This window comes from Micromonospora sp. WMMD812 (assembly GCF_027497215.1).
In the GTDB taxonomy this organism is placed as follows: Bacteria; Actinomycetota; Actinomycetes; order Mycobacteriales; family Micromonosporaceae; genus Micromonospora.
In genome coordinates this window covers 2,078,354-2,094,616 of record NZ_CP114904.1, presented here as the reverse complement: position 1 = coordinate 2,094,616, position 16,263 = coordinate 2,078,354, and the positions used below count along the sequence as shown (strand labels likewise).

Here is a 16,263-nt window from a genome sequence, read left to right as displayed (position 1 = left end):
CGGGTGGTCGCCGACACGCCGAGCGGCTAGCGAACCGCCTGCTGATCGGTGGCGTACAGTCGGCATCGGCGCGGACCTCCTGGGGGCCTGGCAACCGGGGTACGCAGCGGCGCCGCGAAGGACGTCGGACGGCTCCGACGCCGGGTGGTCGTCGGGAGGGGGCAACGAGGACATGGCTGGCAACGGTGACCGTGCCGAGACCTGGACGTCGGAGCTCCGTGAGCAGCAGGCCGCGCTCGGCAACGACCTCGGCCCGGCCGACCCGGCCGCCTACACGATGCGCAAGCCCATCCCCGAGCCGATGCCCACCGACCGGCACGGGCCGGCCCGGATCATCGCGATGGCGAACCAGAAGGGTGGCGTCGGCAAGACCACCACCACGATCAACCTGGGCGCCGCGCTCGCCGAATACGGCCGCAAGGTGCTGCTGGTCGACTTCGACCCGCAGGGCGCGCTCTCGGTCGGGCTGGGGGTCAACCCGCACAACCTCGACCTGTCGGTCTACAACCTGCTCATGCAGGACGACATCACCGCCGAGGACGTCCTGATCAAGACGGACGTGGCGGGCCTGCACCTGCTGCCGGCCAACATCGACCTCTCCGCCGCCGAGATCCAGCTGGTCAACGAGGTGGCCCGGGAGATGGCCCTGGCCCGGGTGCTGCGGTCGATCCGCAAGGAGTACGACTTCATCCTGATCGACTGCCAGCCCTCGCTGGGCCTGCTGGCGATCAACGCGCTGACCGTCGCGCACGGCGTGCTCATCCCGCTGGAGTGCGAGTTCTTCAGCCTCCGCGGGGTGGCGCTGCTGCTGGACACCATCGACAAGGTCCGCGAGCGGCTCAACTTCGACCTGGAACTCGAGGGCATCCTCGCCACCATGTACGACAGCCGCACCACCCACTGCCGCCAGGTGCTCCAGCGGGTGGTGGAGGCGTTCGGCGACAAGGTCTACCAGACGGTCATCACCAAGACGGTCAAGTTCCCCGAGTCCACCGTCGCCGGCGCCCCGATCACCACGCTCGACCCGGCCTCGTCCGGGGCACGCAACTACCGGCAGCTGGCCCGCGAAGTGATCGCCGCCCAGACCGAGCGGTAGGCCGAACGCCGGATGTCCGGGTCGTGGACTACGGTTTTCCGGTGACCGCACCGTCCCTCGATCCGCTCGCGCCGCACGGCGCCGCTGATCCCGCGACCGCCGCCGAGCTGGCCGCCGAGGTCGACGGAGTGGCGCCCGCCGACGGGGCCACCGTCGAGGAGACGACCGGCTTCACCGTCCGGCTCGCGAACTTCACCGGCCCGTTCGACCTGCTGCTCCAGCTGATCGGCAAGCACAAGCTGGACGTCACCGAGGTGGCGCTGCACCGGGTAACCGACGAGTTCATCGCCTACATCCGGGCGATGGGCGACCAGTGGGACCTGGACGAGGCGAGCGAGTTCCTGCTGATCGCCGCCACCCTGCTCGACCTGAAGGCGGCCCGGCTGCTGCCCGCCGCCGAGGTGGAGGACGAGGAGGATCTCGCCCTGCTCGAGGCGCGGGACCTGCTCTTCGCCCGGCTGCTGCAGTACAAGGCGTACAAGGAGGCCGCCGCGCACATCGCCGAACTGGAGGCGGTCGGCGGCCGGCGCTATCCGCGCGCCGTCACCCTGGAGCCCCGGTACGCCGAGGCGCTGCCCGACCTGGTGCTCGGCATCGGCCCGGCGCGGCTGCTTAAGCTCGCGCTGAGGGCGCTCACCCCGAAGCCGGTGCCCGAGGTGTCCATCGCCCACGTGCACCTGGTCCGGGTCAGCGTCCGCGAGCACGCCACGATCATCACCGACCGGCTGCGCCGAGCCGGCATCGCGACCTTCTCGCTGCTCTGCGCCGACTGCGAGGCCACCCTCGAGGTGGTGGCCCGGTTCCTGGCGCTGCTGGAGCTCTACCGGGAGGGCCTGGTGGCCTTCGTCCAGGAGCAGGCCCTGGAGGAGCTGACCGTACGCTGGACCGGCCCCGCCGAGGGCGGCCCCGACCTGCAGATCGACGAGTACGCCGGCGCCCCGGCTGAGCCGGAGAGCACCCCGGCGGCAACCCCGCCCGCTGACGCGGCCGCCGAGACGCCGGACGACGTGGCCGCCGGTGCCGGGAAGGCGGGGGAGCGACCGGCGAACCCGGACGGGGGGACGAGCGAGGAGTGACCGCGATGAGCAACGAGGAGCGCCGGGACTCCCTGGCCGACCAGGCCGCCTCGTGGGTCCCGCCGTGGCAGCGCCCCACTCCGCTACCGGTGGAGAACGCCGAACCCGAGCCGGTCGAGGCCCCCGCGGATCTGGTTTCCGAGCGACCGCTGGACGGGCCGGAGACCACCGAGATCGCGGAGCAGGCCGAGGCCGCGCGGGCCGAGGCCCCCGCAGACCTGGGAACGGGGGCGCCCGACCCTAACCAGATCCCGAAGGACCCGGAGCCGGACCCCGATCAGGCCGACCCGTCGGCAGATCTTGGCATGGAAATGCCCCTGGAGGGGCCGCCAGGTACCAAGATCTCGCAGGCGCCGAACCTCGCGCCGGCTGACGGCGGGCTGCTGGCCGAGCCGGCGGAGACGGGGGAGGCCGGGACCGCGGCATCGGGCCGGGCGGCGGGGCGGCGGCGGTTGCCGGAGCCGGAGCCCGCGCCGGAGCTCGACGATGCCGAGCTGCGCGGCGCGCTCGAGGCGATCCTGCTGGTGGTGGACGAGCCGGTCAGCGAGCTGACTCTCGCCCAGGTGCTGGAGCAGCCGGCCGAGCGGGTCGGTGCGATGCTGGACGAGATCGCGGCCGGCTACCGCGCCGCCGGGCACGGCTTCGAGCTTCGGCGCGCCGCCGGTGGCTGGCGTCTCTACACCCGGCCGGAATACGCCACCTACGTGGAACGGTTCGTGTTGGACGGGCAGTCGGTCCGGCTGACCCAGGCCGCCCTGGAGACCCTCGCGGTCGTCGCCTACAAGCAGCCGGTCACCCGGTCGCGGATCTCCGCGATCCGGGGGGTCAACTGCGACGGGGTGATCCGTACCCTGGTGTCCCGCGGCCTCGTCGAGGAGTGCGGCACCGAACCGGAGAGCGGCGCGTTCCTCTACCGGACGACCACCCTGTTCCTGGAGAAGCTGGGGCTGAACACGGTTGACGAGCTGCCGCCGCTCGCGCCGTTCCTGCCCGACGACGTGGAAGAGCTGACCGATGCGACGCGATGACCGCACCCCCCGATCCGACGCCCCCGCCATCGAGGGCGCCGAGCGCCTCCAGAAGGTGCTCGCCGCCGCCGGCGTCGGCTCCCGGCGCGCCTGCGAGGACCTGATCTTCCGGCGCCGGGTCACCGTGAACGGGCGGGTGGCGCAGCTCGGCGACAAGGTCGACCCGACCACCGCCGTGATCCACGTCGACGGTGAGCGGCTCCAGGCCGACACCCGCCTGGTGTACCTGGCGATGAACAAGCCGCGCGGTGTGGTCTCGACCATGGCCGACGAGAAGGGCCGCACCGCCCTGGCCGACTTCCTCGGCAACCGCGTCGAGCAGCGTGTCTACCACGTCGGGCGGCTCGACGCGGACAGCGAGGGCCTGCTGCTGCTCACCAACGACGGCACCCTGGCGCACCGGCTGATGCACCCCTCCTTCGGGGTGCAGAAGACGTACCTCTGCGAGGTGTCCGGGCCGATCCCGCGCAACCTCGGCAAAAAGCTGATGGCAGGAGTCGAGCTGGAGGACGGCCCGGCGAAGGTCGACGCGTTCCGGGTGGTGGACACCCTGGGGCGGACCGCCCAGGTGGAGCTGACCCTGCACGAAGGGCGCAAACACATCGTCCGGCGCCTGCTGGGCGAGGTCGGCCACCCGGTGTCCCGGCTGGTGCGTACCTCGATCGGGCCGATCCGGCTCGGCGACCTGCGCTCCGGGCGGACCCGGCGCCTCACCAACGCCGAGGTCGCCGCGCTGTTCAAGGCGGTGGGTGACTGACCCCGCCGGACGGGGGTACCGCTGCCGGTAGGCTCCATGGCGGCCGGGCGACGGCCACGCGGTGGCGTGGGTCGCGCCCAGCGGCGTCGCGCGCGTCCCGGACGGGGACGGCGGGCATCATGGACGAGGGACATCCGCTCACGGCGCCGGAAGGCCGGCGATCCGTGAGGTACGGGCTGAGGAGGACGACGGTGGAGGAAAACGTGCGGGCCGGACGGTGCGTGGTCGCTGTGGACGGGCCGTCCGGTTCGGGGAAGTCCACCGTCTCCCGGCGGCTCGCCGCCGGCATCGGTGCCCGCTACCTGGACACCGGGGCGATGTACCGGGCGATCACCTGGGCGGTGCTGCGCTCCGGCGTCGACCTCACCGACGCCGAGGCGGTGGCCAAGGTCGCCGGGGAGGTGGACCTGCGCATCGGCACCGAACCGCAGGGGTACGCCGTGACCGCCGACGGGGTGAGCGTGGACGCCGAGATCCGTGGGCCGGAGGTGACGGGTGCCGTGTCCGCCGTGTCCGCCGTGCCGGCGGTGCGGGCGCTGCTGGTCGCCCGCCAGCAGGAGATGATCACCAATGCCGGCCGGATCGTGGTCGAGGGCCGGGACATCGGCGCCGTGGTGGCGCCGGACGCCGACCTAAAGGTGTACCTGACCGCCTCCGAGTCGGCCCGGGCGGCCCGGCGCAGCGCCGAGGACGCCACCGACGCGGCGGCGACCGCCGCCGACCTGGCTCGCCGGGACCGGCTCGACTCGACCCGCAAGACCTCGCCGTTGCAGCAGGCCCCGGACGCCGTCGTGCTCGACACCACCGAGCTGGGCATCGACGAGGTCGTCCAGCGGCTGCGTGACCTGCTCACCGAGCGGGGAGTGGCATGACCGACGGAAGTGGATGGGTCGAGCTGCGGGAACCGGAGGTCGACGAGACCGAGCCGACCGGCCCCCAGCCGGTGGTGGCCGTGGTCGGCAGACCCAACGTGGGCAAGTCGACGCTGGTCAACCGCATCATCGGCCGCCGGCAGGCGGTCGTCGAGGACATTCCCGGGGTCACCCGCGACCGCGTCCCGTACGACGCGCAGTGGTCCGGCCGCGCCTTCACGGTGGTCGACACCGGCGGCTGGGAGCCGGACGCGAAGGACCGGGCCGCGGCCATCGCCCTGCAGGCGGAGACGGCGGTGACCACGGCCGACGTGGTGCTCTTCGTGGTCGACGCCATGGTCGGTTCGACCGATGTGGACGAGGCCGCGGTGAAGATGCTGCGGCGCAGCGCCAAACCGGTGATCCTGGTCGCCAACAAGGCCGACAACGCCACGATCGAGATGGAGGCGACCTCGCTCTGGTCGCTCGGCCTGGGCGAGCCGCACCCCGTCTCCGCGCTGCACGGCCGGGGCTCAGGCGAACTGCTCGACGCGATCATGGACGCGCTGCCGGAGGCCCCGGCCATCGTCGAGAACCGTCCGCGCGGGCCGCGCCGGGTGGCGCTGGTGGGCCGGCCGAACGTGGGCAAGTCCAGCCTGCTCAACCGGTTCTCCGGGGAGCAGCGGGCGGTCGTCGACTCGGTCGCCGGCACCACCGTCGACCCGGTCGACAGCCTCGTGGAGATCGGTGGGGAGACCTGGCACCTGGTCGACACCGCCGGGTTGCGCAAGCGGGTCGGCAAGGCCAGCGGCACCGAGTACTACGCCAGCCTGCGGACCGCCTCGGCGATCGAGGCCGCCGAGGTGGCGGTGGTGCTGCTCGACGCCAGCGAGCCGATCAGTGAGCAGGACCAGCGGATCCTGTCCATGGTCACCGAGGCCGGCCGGGCCCTGGTCATCGCGTTCAACAAGTGGGACCTGGTCGACGGCGACCGCCGGTACTACCTGGACAAGGAGATCGACCGGGAGCTGCGCCGCATCCCCTGGGCGATCCGGCTGAACCTGTCGGCGATGACCGGCCGGGCGGTCGACAAGCTCGCGCCGGCGCTGCGCAAGGCGCTCGCCAGCTGGGAGACCCGGGTGCCGACGGCGCAGCTCAACCAGTGGCTGACCGCGCTGGTGCAGGCCACGCCGCACCCGGTGCGGGGCGGCCGGGCGCCGCGGATCCTGTTCGCCACCCAGGCCGGGGTGGCGCCGCCGCGCTTCGTGCTGTTCACCACCGGCCCGATCGACGCCGGCTACCAGCGCTTCGTCGAGCGCAAGCTGCGCGAGGAGTTCGGCTACGAGGGCAGCCCGATCGAGATCTCGGTACGCCCGCGCAAGAAGATCGGCCCCGGCGGTCGGGGCAAGGCGCACGGCTAGATCGACGTTCGGTCACGGGCCGGGTCGGGGCTTGCTCCCGGCCCGGCCCGTGTAGTTTCCCCACCCCTCTCACCCATCCTCGTAGTGCTGTAGAGGTGGTGCGGTGAGCCGCTCGGTGCCGGCTGCCCTGGGGTGGCACCGCGGCCGGACCTGCGGCGCTGACTGGCGGGCGACAGGCGGCCGGCGCGATGCGATGCCGGTGGGGCCTGTGCGGACGAGGGGACGATGCTGCGCTAAGCTGTACCGGCTGTCGCGGGGAAGAACACGCGGGAGCAACGGGACGTGGCGCAGCTTGGTAGCGCACTTGACTGGGGGTCAAGGGGTCGTCGGTTCGAATCCGGCCGTCCCGACGCAGGTAGAGGGGCATTTCTCGCGATCATGCGATGCCCCGCTGGGGACCATTTGGGGACCTCAGGCCGGTGAGATGCAAGGACAACGCCTCACCGGCCGCCCGGATCGACTTCCGATCCGGATGCAGATACCGCTGAGTCGTCATCAGCGAGCCGTGACCGGCGATCTTCCGCAGAACGTGCACCGGCACACCGGCATCCGCCATCCAGGTCAACCCGGTGTGCCGCAGGTCGTGCCGCCGCAGGTACTCAAAGCCCAGCGAGCTGACCACCTCATCCCAGTGCGTCGCGTCCCGCAGCACCGCCGTGCTGATCCGACCGCCACGAGGACCGACGAACAGCCGTGCGTCATCGTCGGCCGCCCGGTCGAGCTTCGCGGCCACCATCGGCCGCAACTCCTCGATGATGGGCACCTGCCGTGCTCGCTTGCCCTTGGTGCCCTTGTCGACCAGGCCGCCGGGGGCGGTGGTGGTCTGCCGGCGCACGGTCCACAGCCAGGTGTCCCGGTCGATGTCGCCCTTGCGCGCGCCGGACACCTCGCCGATCCGGGCCGCCGTGCCGGCCGCGAACATCACCACCTCACCCCAGCCGGGGTAGCGACCGTGCGAGCGCTCCACGAACGCCGCCGCCAGGGTGGTCAGCGCGGTCCAGTCCGGCAGCGCCAGGGAACGCGGGTTGTCCAACTCGTCCTCGGCCCGCTGATACTCCCGCTGCCAGCCGGTCAGCCGTGCCGGGTTGCGGTCGATCACACCATCTCGCACCGCCTGCTCCAGGACCCGGACCAGCACGGCGAGGCTGTTCTTCACCGTCGACCGTCCGCAGCCCTCGGCGATCCAGCCGTGCGCCGCCCGGTCCACCGCACCGTTCGTGATCATTCGGACCGGCAGGTGGCCGAGCGTCGGCACGACCCTCTTGCGCCACCCCGCCAGGTACGGGTCGAGCGTCTTGCCCTCCAGGCCGCGCAGCGCCAGGCGCATCACGCTCTCGCCGTACTCCGCCAGGCGCATCGACGCCGCGTCGGGGTCGACGCCGCCCCTCGCCGCGCGCTGCATGGTGCCGAGCCAGGCTTGCGCCTGCTCGACGTCCGCGAACGCCTGCGACTTGGAGCGGCGTCGGCCCGACGCCGGGTCGACCCACCGGACCCGGGCACGGTACGGGTTCGGCCGGCCGGGACGGTGCTCGACGTCCGTCGAGACGGCCACGCCGATCGGGAGCAGGGGAGTGATCACCGAGCCGAGTCCTCCGGATCGGTGCGGTGCCGCTCCAGCCACGCCCGAACGTCCTCCGGGTCGTACTTGACGACCCGGGCGGACAGCCGGATGAACGCCGGCCCCTGGACGGGGTCGGCGGTGCGCCACCGCCGGACGGTGGACGGGTCGACCTTCACGAGCCGGGCAAGCTCCTCTGTGGTCAGTAACGCGCCCGGTGCTGCCGGTACATCGATACTCATCGGATCCCCAATGTTGTCGGTTCTTCTGTCAAGGTGGGCTTGACGCTGGATCGCGCGTCAGGCGACGAGGGTCTGTAGGTACTCGCGGGCGGCGTCCTGGTGCTCTCGGGCCATCGCGGCGGACGCGTTGGCGAGTAGCGCGTCAGCGGTGGTGTGCCATCCGGCGCCCACGAATTGCAGGAAGTTGACCACGAGCGTCGTCCAGCTGAAGCGCGCGAAGATCCTCGAAGAGGGGTTCGCAGGTGAGTACTGGCTCGAGGTCGCAGGCCTCAGGACCGAGCTGTCGAAGCGCGACTGCGGCCGGGTGTCCGACATCCTCGAGATGTTCCGGATCATCACCTTCAGCATCGATCACCTCAAGGAGGACGGCACGCCTGTGGACGAGAAGCTGGCCTTCCAGCTCGAGTTCCGGGGCTTCGACCACAACGACGCGCTAGAAAGCCACATGGCGACGTACGTCGAGTACCAGATGCAGGACGATCGCTGGTCGGAGCTCAAGCCGCAGGTAGAGCGGAACGACCGCGGCAACTCCCACGCGCGAATGCTTGACACCTACATGCGGATGCTGGCCGAGTATCGCCGCATCATGGACAGCCGCAAGCGCGGATTCGATCGGTTCGATTACCTGCTGACGCTCGACGAACTGCAGCAGATCGCCGATGCGCGCGTGCATCCTTCGAACCGGCCGCAGCGCTGAGGACCCGCAGAGCGAAGCGGATTTGTCGCATCTCAGTTGGCGGACGAGTGTCGCGGATCTCTTGTCGTATCACATCTGCCCGGATTCTCTGCCTGGATTCTCTGTCGAGTCTCAGGACCTGCATGACGGAACAGTCTCAAGACGCGGCTGACACTTTCCGGCTAGCCGGGTGGTGACGGCAGTTCGGGTGGACGTCTGTGGGCGCGGGCCGTGTCGGCGATGGCGATCCCGGCGAGGACTGCGGTGGCGGCGATGGCGACCATGATTGGCGGCGCGTGGAGCATCGCGGGTGCCAGGGCTGCCAGCACGAGCACCCCGATCGGCCGATCCCGGGACACGCGGGCGAAGACCGCGTGTTCGAAGCCGGCCCGTCCGACCAGGAACAGCGCGGGTCCGCCGAGGATGACGGCGATCCAGGCCGGAGGCGTGCGTCCGAGTGGATGTTCGATGACGATTTCGGTGCTGATGGCGGTGAGGACGACGCCGGCCACCATGACCAGGTGGGCCCTTATCGTGGACGCGGCGAGGTGGGCTGGTTCACGGGCCGCTGCGATGGCTTCGGCCGTCAGTGCCCCGGCGCGGTGGATGTAGATCCGCCAGAGCAGCGTGGTGGTGGCGATCGCCACCACGAATGCCGCGCTGGTATCGGGCGTGAAGCCGGTGCCGCGAAGCGTCAGTCCGGTGACCAGGATCAACTCGCCGAGCGCGATGATGAAGATCTGCTGGTAGCGCTCGGCCAGGTGCTCGGCCACGGTCGGCAACGCCCACTTGGGTGTGCGGCCCAGCCCTGGCGCGGGAAAGTGGAGCGCGTATGCGGCGTAGTCGAGGGCGATCGCGAGCATCCACAGCGCCCCACGCGTCGTCCCGTGCGAGAGCGCCCCCGCGATCCACGGCACGGCGGACAAGCCGTACCAGAACAGCGCCCGCCCGGCGGTGCGCTTCAGTTCGCGGTGACGCAGGGCGATCACGAGGACGAGCCCGCGGCCCATGTTGACGGCGAGGTACGCGCCAGCGAAGACCAGGCCTTGCTCGCCGAACGCGTCGGGCAGCGCGACGGCCACCACGAGGCTGCCGACCAAGGATGCGATGACCAGCAGCTGTATCACCGGTCGCTGCGGGTCAAACCTGTCGGTTATCCACGCCGTGGCGATCCAGATCCGCCATACGGCCAGCAGCAGCACCAGGGCCTGGAAGGCGCCGCTCCAGGCCAGATTCTGGATCAGCGCGTGCGAGAGTTGGCTGAGCGCGAAGACGAATGCCAAGTCGAAGAACAGTTCCAGGAATGTTGCCCGCTGCGGCTGTTCGGGTCTCCGCAGCAGCTCATCCCCGCTACTCTCCATCGCTCGCCCGTTCTGTCGGCTTTGTTCAAGCGTTAGGTATTCGTACCACATCACCCTCTGGCTGCCGACAGCACGATGCGCCAAAGAGCCACTCCGAGGTCAACCACTTGCCGCTCGTTGCTGTCGGCGTCGCTGGTCGGACGTGTCACGAACATCCAAAAAGACTGGTCTGGCACCGAGGTCCTGACCCGACATGTCACGCAGGTCCTGAGACCGGACACGATGTCGAGTCCGATGTCGAGTCTCAGGACCTCCATGACAGAACGGTCGCGGGACGTGGGTGACACTTTCCGGCTAGCCGGGCGGTGAGGGCGGTTCGAGTGGGCGTCCTCGGGCGCGGGCCGCGTCGGACACGGCGATCCCGGCCAGGACGAGAGCAGCAGCGGCGGCGACAAAGACCGGCGGCAGAAAGATCATTGTCGGTGAGATGGCGGCGAGCACGAGGACCCCGGCCACGCGGATTCGGGACACCCGGCCGAACACCGCGTACTCGAAGATGGTCCGTCCGGCGAGGAACAGTGCGGGTCCGCCGAGGATGACGGCGACCCACGCCGGTGGTGTGTGCCCGAACGGGTGCTCGATGACGAGTTCGTCGCCGACGGAGATCGCGATGATGCCGGCGACCATGACCGGGTGGGCGTACATCGTCGACAGGGCAACGCGGAGCGGATCAGGGGCCGCGTCGACGGCCTCGCCCAACACCTTCCCGGCACGGCGGATGTAGATTCGCCACAGCAGCACCGTGGTCGCGAACGCCACCACGACCGCCGCGCTGTGGTCAGCCTCGAAGGCGTTGCTGCTGAGCCCGAACCCCGCCACCAGGATCAGCTCGCCGAGCGCGATGATGAAAAACTGCCGATGCCGCTCGGCCAGGAACTCGCCCGAGACCGAAAACTCCGCCGCACTGGCGCGGCCGCGCCTCGGCGTGGGCCAGCCGAGGCTGGCCGCCGTATAGTCCACGGCCACCGCTAGCGCCCACAGCACCGCACGCGGCCAACCCTGCATGACGGCGCCCGCGATCCACAGCACCGCCGACACGCCGAACCAGAACAGCAGCCGCACCTCGGGACGCTGCGCCCGCTTGTCGCCACGCCTAACGATCACGAGAAACAGGCTGCGACCGACCTGAATGGCGACGTACGCGCCGGCGAAGACCGGGCCGTGTTCGCCGAACGCCTCAGGCACCGCGGCCGCCAGCACCAAGCTGCCGAACATGGACCCGATGACCAGCACCTGTATCGCCGTCCGGCGCAAATCGGCTCTGTCGGCTGCCCCCGACGTCGAGCGAGCTCTCCACGTCGACCAATCGGTGTGGATCCACACACACCACACGGCGAGCAGCAGCACCAGCGTCTTGAAGGCGCCGCTCCAGCTCAGATGGTCCAGCAGCCCTTGCGAGAGCCGGAAGAGCGCGAAGACAAACACCAGGTCGAGGAACAGGTCCAGGAAGGTCGCCCGCTGCTCCTCCGGTTCCCGCAGCAGCCGGGGTGCGCCACCCGCCATCGATTCGCCCCGTTTCTGCCGTTTCTGTCAGCCACTGACAGTCGTACCATGCGACAGCGCTGGTGGATGTGGATGTGCTGCTGCGGCCTGGGGCCGAACAGGCTCGCCCTTGGCGGGTGACGGTAGAGGCGTCAGATCCTTCCAACCGTCGCCAGCGGTTCTGATCAGCCACGGCGGCGGGCCAGTGCCACCGGTGGCGGAGTGTTACGCAGCTCCTGACCCGTAAATCAACGGACGTGTGGGCAGGCGGCAGCGTCGGGGCAGCGCCCCGACAGCGTGCCGTGTGGAGTGCTGTCGTTGCGTGACAGCGGTGAGGTTACGCGGCTTGGACTTCGATGATCGCTTGGCCATCCCGGATGGTGATCTTCTGGCCGGTGACGGCTTGCAGTGCGGCGGCCAGGCTGCGGGCCCGGCGGTTCCTGTCGATGCGCGTGGTGAAGTAGTCGGCGCCGAGGTCGTGGAACTGGGCGGTGGGGTCGGACAGCAGATGGTAGGCGATGGTCAGCACGCAGTTGCCGGTGGCGACAATCGCTTTCTGCGGCCCGCGGCGTCGGGCGATGCGTCGGTGCCGGGCGCCGAGGAAGCCGGCACCGCTGCGGGCGACGGTCGCGGCGATGTTGCCCAGGGTGGCGGCCAGCCAGGGGTTGCCCTTGGCACGGCCCTTGTTCTTCTTCTTGCCGGCCGACTCGTGGGTCTGTGGGCAGAACTTGGCCCAGGACACCAGGTGGGCGGCGGACGGGAACCGGGCCATGTCTACGCCCACTTCGGCGATGATCTCCTGCGCGGCGATGGGGCCGGCTCCGGTGATCTGCGCCAACTGCTGTGCTTGATGTGCGAACGGGGTGATCGCCTGCTCGACCATCGTGTCCAGGGCGGCGATCTGGGCGGTGAGCCGGTCGATGTTGGAAAGCATCATCGCCAGGATGGCACCGTGATGATCGGTGAAGAACCCGCGCAACGCCTCCTGCAGCTGTGCGATCTTCGGCCGTAGGCGGCCCTTGGCCAACTGCGCGAGCACCCTCGGGTCGCGCTGCCCGGCGACCAACGCGTCCAGGATCAGCCGCCCGGTCACCCCGAACAGCTCACTGACCACCGAGGACAGCTTGATCTGGGCGTCCTCAAGCAGCTTCTCCGCCCGTTGCATCTCCCGGGTGCGATCGCGGATCAGAGAACGCCGGTACCGGGTCAGGTTGCGTAACTCCCGGATCGGTCGGGGCTGCACCAGCGACGGTCGGCACATACCCCGCTCGGCAACCTTGGCCAGCCACACCACATCGAGCTTGTCGGTCTTGGCTCGGCCCGGGACGTTCTTGACGTCCCGGGCGTTGACCAGCCAGCACTCGAAGCCCTCCGCCTCCAGCAGGTAGTAGGCACCTTTCCAGTAGTCGCTGGTGCTTTCCATGACCACCCGGGTCACACCCCAGATGCGGAACCAGTCCGCCATCTGCAGCAACGCCACCGTGGTGGTCGGGTAGGTCCGCACCTCCTGCATCCGCCGGCCCGGCCTGGACTCGTGCGGCACCCGCACACACGCCTCCAACACCGCCTTGCCAAGATCAAGCGCGGCTACCCGCTCGACGTGTAGCTCCTGCTCATCGACTTCTTCCATGACAACCTCTGAGGAGGAAAGGGGGATCGGGGACGGTCACCCGCGGGAGCCATCGGGGAAACAGGAAGAGTCGGACCCTCGTGCTCGTAGCTACAATGCGCAGCCCCTCGTGGCGGCTCCCAGCGTCAAACTGATACACGGCCTCACCTGCGCCAAGGACGACCGACGTCGGCGGGCGACCAACCCGATTTTCCCGCACGCGCGGCGTCCCCATGGACCAGAAAACTGATACCGATGTGTCACGCAGGTCCTGAGACCCGACACGCGCTGCGACGCGCTGCGACGCTGAGACGCTATGCCTGGTCTCGCATGATGGTTGACGCTCTGGCCCCACCTGACCCTTTACACGATCAAGAATATGGACGGGCGACTACGATCTTCTCGCCATTGGAGGTGAGGGTGCCAAGCCTGTACGACGAGATGCTGTCTCTCCTCAACGCGCCGCTGCACGTGGTGATCCAGCCGGATGTCCAGGTACGCGCCGGTGAAGTCATCAACCACTGGGACCTGCCGGGATCAGATCGATCGGCGCTGCGGACTTGGGGCCTGCCCGACGGACCGCTGCTACGCCCGGCACCGCAAGTCGACTCCCTCCCCACGCTAGTACCCAACGTCGCAGGCGAGCCAGAACGTCGACTGATTTCGGCAGACGAGAGGCTCTATCTGCTGGGCGTCTATGGCGCGAACTTCGACCCCACTCTCTCGATTCGAGTAGGGGCGGTCGCCGGCACCGGCCGAGTCATGGGCATACGAGCGCGTCCGATGACCACAGACGACCTCCACCCACAGCTGCGTCCTTACCATCAGAACCTCTACCACCCGGCCGTCTGCTACTTCAACGCCTCGGTGGCGTCGTTCGTGGAGGTCGCCTGGCGCTGGCGCGCTGCCGTTCAACTACTCCGAGCGCACCCCGAGCCGCACTACACCGCGCCTTCCGACGAGCACGAACAGCACCACGCCGAGGTGGATAGATCCTGCGAAGCTTTCCTCGCCCGAATGACGATGCTCGACCCCACGCTGGGCGACCTCAACCTCGGCTCGTTGTGGGTGGAGACCATCACCGAGGATCTATGACACCTGAGTGATCGCACAGTGCCGTGACGGAACGACAGATCGGGTGACGAGTCGCGCTCGCGCAACCCATCGCGATCATGTCAACGGTCAACCGAGGCCGCGGTGTCAACCATCAACCGGCGCAGGACAGACGCTGCGACGCTGCGACGCTATGTCGGGTCTCAGGACGTCCATGACAGATCAGTCTCGGGACCTGGGTGACACGTCCGGCTAGACGATCTTCGGTTGAAGGGTAGCGCTTGTGTATGCCCTGGTTAGTTGGGGTTCGCAAGAACTTCGATGTGGATCGGCTCGTGGCTGTTGAGGTAGAGGACGTAGCCCGCTTCTTGGTCCTCGATCGCGTCGACAGGAACCACCTCAAGCGCGTAGTCCGGCCGGGGGAGGAATCCGAAGTCGGCGGGAGGATCGAACCTCTCGATGGAGGTAACTCGCACCTGCGTTGGTGGGATGCCGACGAAGCAAGGGTCACCGGCTTGGAGTTCGGAGGCGTCGGGCTCCAGTCGCCAGGGTGTGTTGAGCCAGCCGTGAGCGTCAGCGTCACGAGGGAAGCCCACAGTGCCGTCCCATGAGTTGGCTGACTCGGGGTCGACCTCCCACCATGGCCAGTCGATGAGCAGGCGCTGGGGCGTGGTCCTGGCGACCCGCGCGTCGAACGCCTCGGCTGAGATCAGGAGCAGGTCGCCGACGCTGTATCCGAGCGCCTCCGTCAACCTGACGCTATCCACGGTCTGATCCGCCAGTTCCGTTGCTCCAGCTCATGAGCGACAAAGCTAGGAATGCCACCGCCGGGGCGTCAAGCTTCACCCGGTGCTGCGACCCGCGCGTGAGGGTTCGGGTTTGCGGACCTTGAACCGGGCGATCGGCTTGACGGTGGTGCGGGCGACCTCGATGACGATCTGGTCGCCGTCGTGGACGCGGAAGGTGGTGTCGGCGGCTTCGACGGTGAGGGTTGCTCCGGCGTGGGTGATGCCGACGTGGATGCGTTGGCCGGCGATTACGAGTGCTCCGCGGCAGCTGACGCGGCGTTCGACCACGATCGGTTCGGATGCCGGGGTGGGTGGTGGTCCGGCGGGGCGGGCGTCGCGGATGCGGGTGATCTCGGCGGCGGTGAGGGGGTTGGGCAGGCTGCGCAGGAGGACGCCGTCGGCGGTGACCTGCATGAGGCCGCGGTCGAGTCGGACGGTGACCCGCCTGCCGGCGAAGTGGTAGCCGACGGGGTGTTGCCGGCCGGCAAGACCGATCAGGCCAGTGGCATTGACGAGCCGTTCGACCTCGATCGGGGCGCCGGCCTGGACGGTGCCGGTGGTGATCGGTGGTGGCCCGGCGGCCTGGCCATCGTCGTCGAGGAGCTGCCGCAGGTGGGCGGGGGTGAGCCGGGACGGGACGGTTTTGAGCCGGACGCCGTTGATGAGCAGGTGGACGACGGTGGTGTCGGCCCAGAGGGTGACGGGGAGTCCGGCGCGGGTGGGGCTGAGCCAGAACTGTTGTCCGCAGACGGTGAGGTTGCCCGAGGCGGGAACGATGCGGGTGACCTCCACGGCCAGGCCGACGTCGTCGCCGGTTGCCGCTGGTGCGGAGGCGATGGTGGCCGAGTCGGTGGATGACGCCGGTGCTGGCGGTGGCGCTGGCAGCGGCTTTCGGGGTGCGGGGATCGTGGTGGTCACGCTACGCGGCAGCAGCAGTGGCAGTTGCTCATCGGCTGGTGGGGCGATCTGCGCCAGCCGGCGGTGGATCGGCGGGGTCTGGCCGACCACTACGCGGCGTGTCGGCGCGTGTTGGCCAGCTCGGGGAATTGTGCTTCCCAAAGTCGGCGGACCTGCGGTGGCATCACGAGGGCCGGCCACAGGCGTTGCAGGGTCGCGCCGTCCAGCCATCGGGTGAGATCGGCGGGGGCGGTGGCCTCGCGCAGCACGGCTTCGGCTTGCCAGGCGACGTGGGTTGTCCAGGTCGTAGCGCGCCCGCCCGGCGGTGCTGCTGTGCGGGGCGGCACACCGCCGTGTGCAGGCGGAAC

At 69.5% G+C, this 16,263-nt stretch carries 16 protein-coding genes and 1 tRNA gene; 9 read left to right on the top strand and 8 right to left on the bottom strand.

Annotation, left to right across the window (positions count from 1 at the left end; translation table 11 throughout):
• Positions 1-172 precede the first annotated feature (172 nt).
• The 7 genes from O7603_RS09495 to O7603_RS09465 all read left to right on the top strand — a co-directional run bounded on the left by O7603_RS09495 (position 173) and on the right by O7603_RS09465 (position 6,579).
• Positions 173-1,096 (top strand): AAA family ATPase, encoded by a 924-nt coding sequence (locus O7603_RS09495; protein WP_281575325.1) that lies wholly within the window; start codon positions 173-175, stop codon positions 1,094-1,096.
• Positions 1,097-1,137: 41 nt separating this feature from the next.
• Positions 1,138-2,172, top strand: coding sequence for a ScpA family protein (locus O7603_RS09490; RefSeq protein ID WP_281575324.1), 1,035 nt, complete (start codon positions 1,138-1,140; stop codon positions 2,170-2,172).
• Between the two features lie 5 nt (positions 2,173-2,177).
• Positions 2,178-3,200, top strand: coding sequence for an SMC-Scp complex subunit ScpB (scpB, locus tag O7603_RS09485; protein ID WP_281575323.1), 1,023 nt, complete (start codon positions 2,178-2,180; stop codon positions 3,198-3,200).
• Positions 3,187-3,957 (top strand): pseudouridine synthase, encoded by a 771-nt coding sequence (locus O7603_RS09480; protein WP_281575322.1) that lies wholly within the window; start codon positions 3,187-3,189, stop codon positions 3,955-3,957. Before scpB ends, O7603_RS09480 begins: the two co-directional genes overlap by 14 nt.
• Positions 3,958-4,148: 191 nt before the next feature.
• Entirely contained in the window at positions 4,149-4,829 is a 681-nt protein-coding gene (cmk, locus tag O7603_RS09475; protein ID WP_281575321.1) for a (d)CMP kinase, read from the top strand.
• Positions 4,826-6,229, top strand: a complete 1,404-nt coding sequence (gene der / locus O7603_RS09470; RefSeq protein WP_281575320.1) for a ribosome biogenesis GTPase Der — start codon at positions 4,826-4,828, stop codon at positions 6,227-6,229. The genes cmk and der overlap by 4 nt, the downstream gene beginning before the upstream one ends.
• A 276-nt stretch (positions 6,230-6,505) precedes the next feature.
• A tRNA-Pro gene (locus O7603_RS09465) sits at positions 6,506-6,579 on the top strand.
• Positions 6,580-6,605: 26 nt separating this feature from the next.
• On the opposite strand, the gene O7603_RS09460 is transcribed toward O7603_RS09465, so the two are convergent.
• From O7603_RS09460 to O7603_RS09450, 3 genes are all read right to left on the bottom strand, one after another.
• Positions 6,606-7,631, bottom strand: coding sequence for a site-specific integrase (locus O7603_RS09460; protein WP_281576649.1), 1,026 nt, complete (start codon positions 7,629-7,631; stop codon positions 6,606-6,608).
• Between the two features lie 173 nt (positions 7,632-7,804).
• Positions 7,805-8,029: a helix-turn-helix domain-containing protein gene (locus O7603_RS09455; protein ID WP_281575319.1), complete on the bottom strand. Its 225-nt coding sequence runs from the start codon at positions 8,027-8,029 to the stop codon at positions 7,805-7,807.
• A 57-nt stretch (positions 8,030-8,086) separates the two neighbouring features.
• A complete protein-coding gene (locus O7603_RS09450; RefSeq protein WP_281575318.1) occupies positions 8,087-8,221 on the bottom strand; it encodes a hypothetical protein in 135 nt (44 codons plus the stop codon).
• Between O7603_RS09450 and O7603_RS09445 the strand changes: the two genes are divergently transcribed.
• Positions 8,214-8,726: a YfbU family protein gene (locus tag O7603_RS09445; RefSeq protein ID WP_281575317.1), complete on the top strand. Its 513-nt coding sequence runs from the start codon at positions 8,214-8,216 to the stop codon at positions 8,724-8,726. The two genes, O7603_RS09450 and O7603_RS09445, sit on opposite strands and share 8 nt — an antisense overlap.
• A 161-nt stretch (positions 8,727-8,887) precedes the next feature.
• On the opposite strand, the gene O7603_RS09440 is transcribed toward O7603_RS09445, so the two are convergent.
• The 3 genes from O7603_RS09440 to O7603_RS09430 form a co-directional block, all read right to left on the bottom strand.
• Complete coding sequence (locus tag O7603_RS09440; protein ID WP_281575316.1) at positions 8,888-10,117, bottom strand: low temperature requirement protein A; 1,230 nt, start codon at positions 10,115-10,117, stop codon at positions 8,888-8,890.
• Positions 10,118-10,360: 243 nt separating this feature from the next.
• The gene (locus O7603_RS09435) at positions 10,361-11,569 is read right to left on the bottom strand and encodes a low temperature requirement protein A (RefSeq protein WP_281575315.1); all 1,209 of its coding nucleotides are present in this window, start codon (positions 11,567-11,569) and stop codon (positions 10,361-10,363) included.
• Between the two features lie 316 nt (positions 11,570-11,885).
• The gene (locus tag O7603_RS09430) at positions 11,886-13,178 is read right to left on the bottom strand and encodes an IS110 family transposase (RefSeq protein ID WP_281570686.1); all 1,293 of its coding nucleotides are present in this window, start codon (positions 13,176-13,178) and stop codon (positions 11,886-11,888) included.
• 399 nt (positions 13,179-13,577) lie between these two features.
• Here O7603_RS09430 and O7603_RS09425 point away from each other — a divergent pair, with 399 nt between their 5' ends.
• Complete coding sequence (locus tag O7603_RS09425) at positions 13,578-14,252, top strand: SUKH-4 family immunity protein (RefSeq protein ID WP_281575314.1); 675 nt, start codon at positions 13,578-13,580, stop codon at positions 14,250-14,252.
• Positions 14,253-14,506: 254 nt separating this feature from the next.
• Here O7603_RS09425 and O7603_RS09420 read toward each other — a convergent pair whose 3' ends face one another.
• Together O7603_RS09420 and O7603_RS09415 are read right to left on the bottom strand one after the other, a co-directional pair.
• Entirely contained in the window at positions 14,507-14,977 is a 471-nt protein-coding gene (locus tag O7603_RS09420) for a hypothetical protein (protein ID WP_281575313.1), read from the bottom strand.
• A 75-nt stretch (positions 14,978-15,052) separates the two neighbouring features.
• Positions 15,053-16,006 (bottom strand): hypothetical protein, encoded by a 954-nt coding sequence (locus O7603_RS09415; protein WP_281575312.1) that lies wholly within the window; start codon positions 16,004-16,006, stop codon positions 15,053-15,055.
• Positions 16,007-16,263 lie beyond the last annotated feature (257 nt).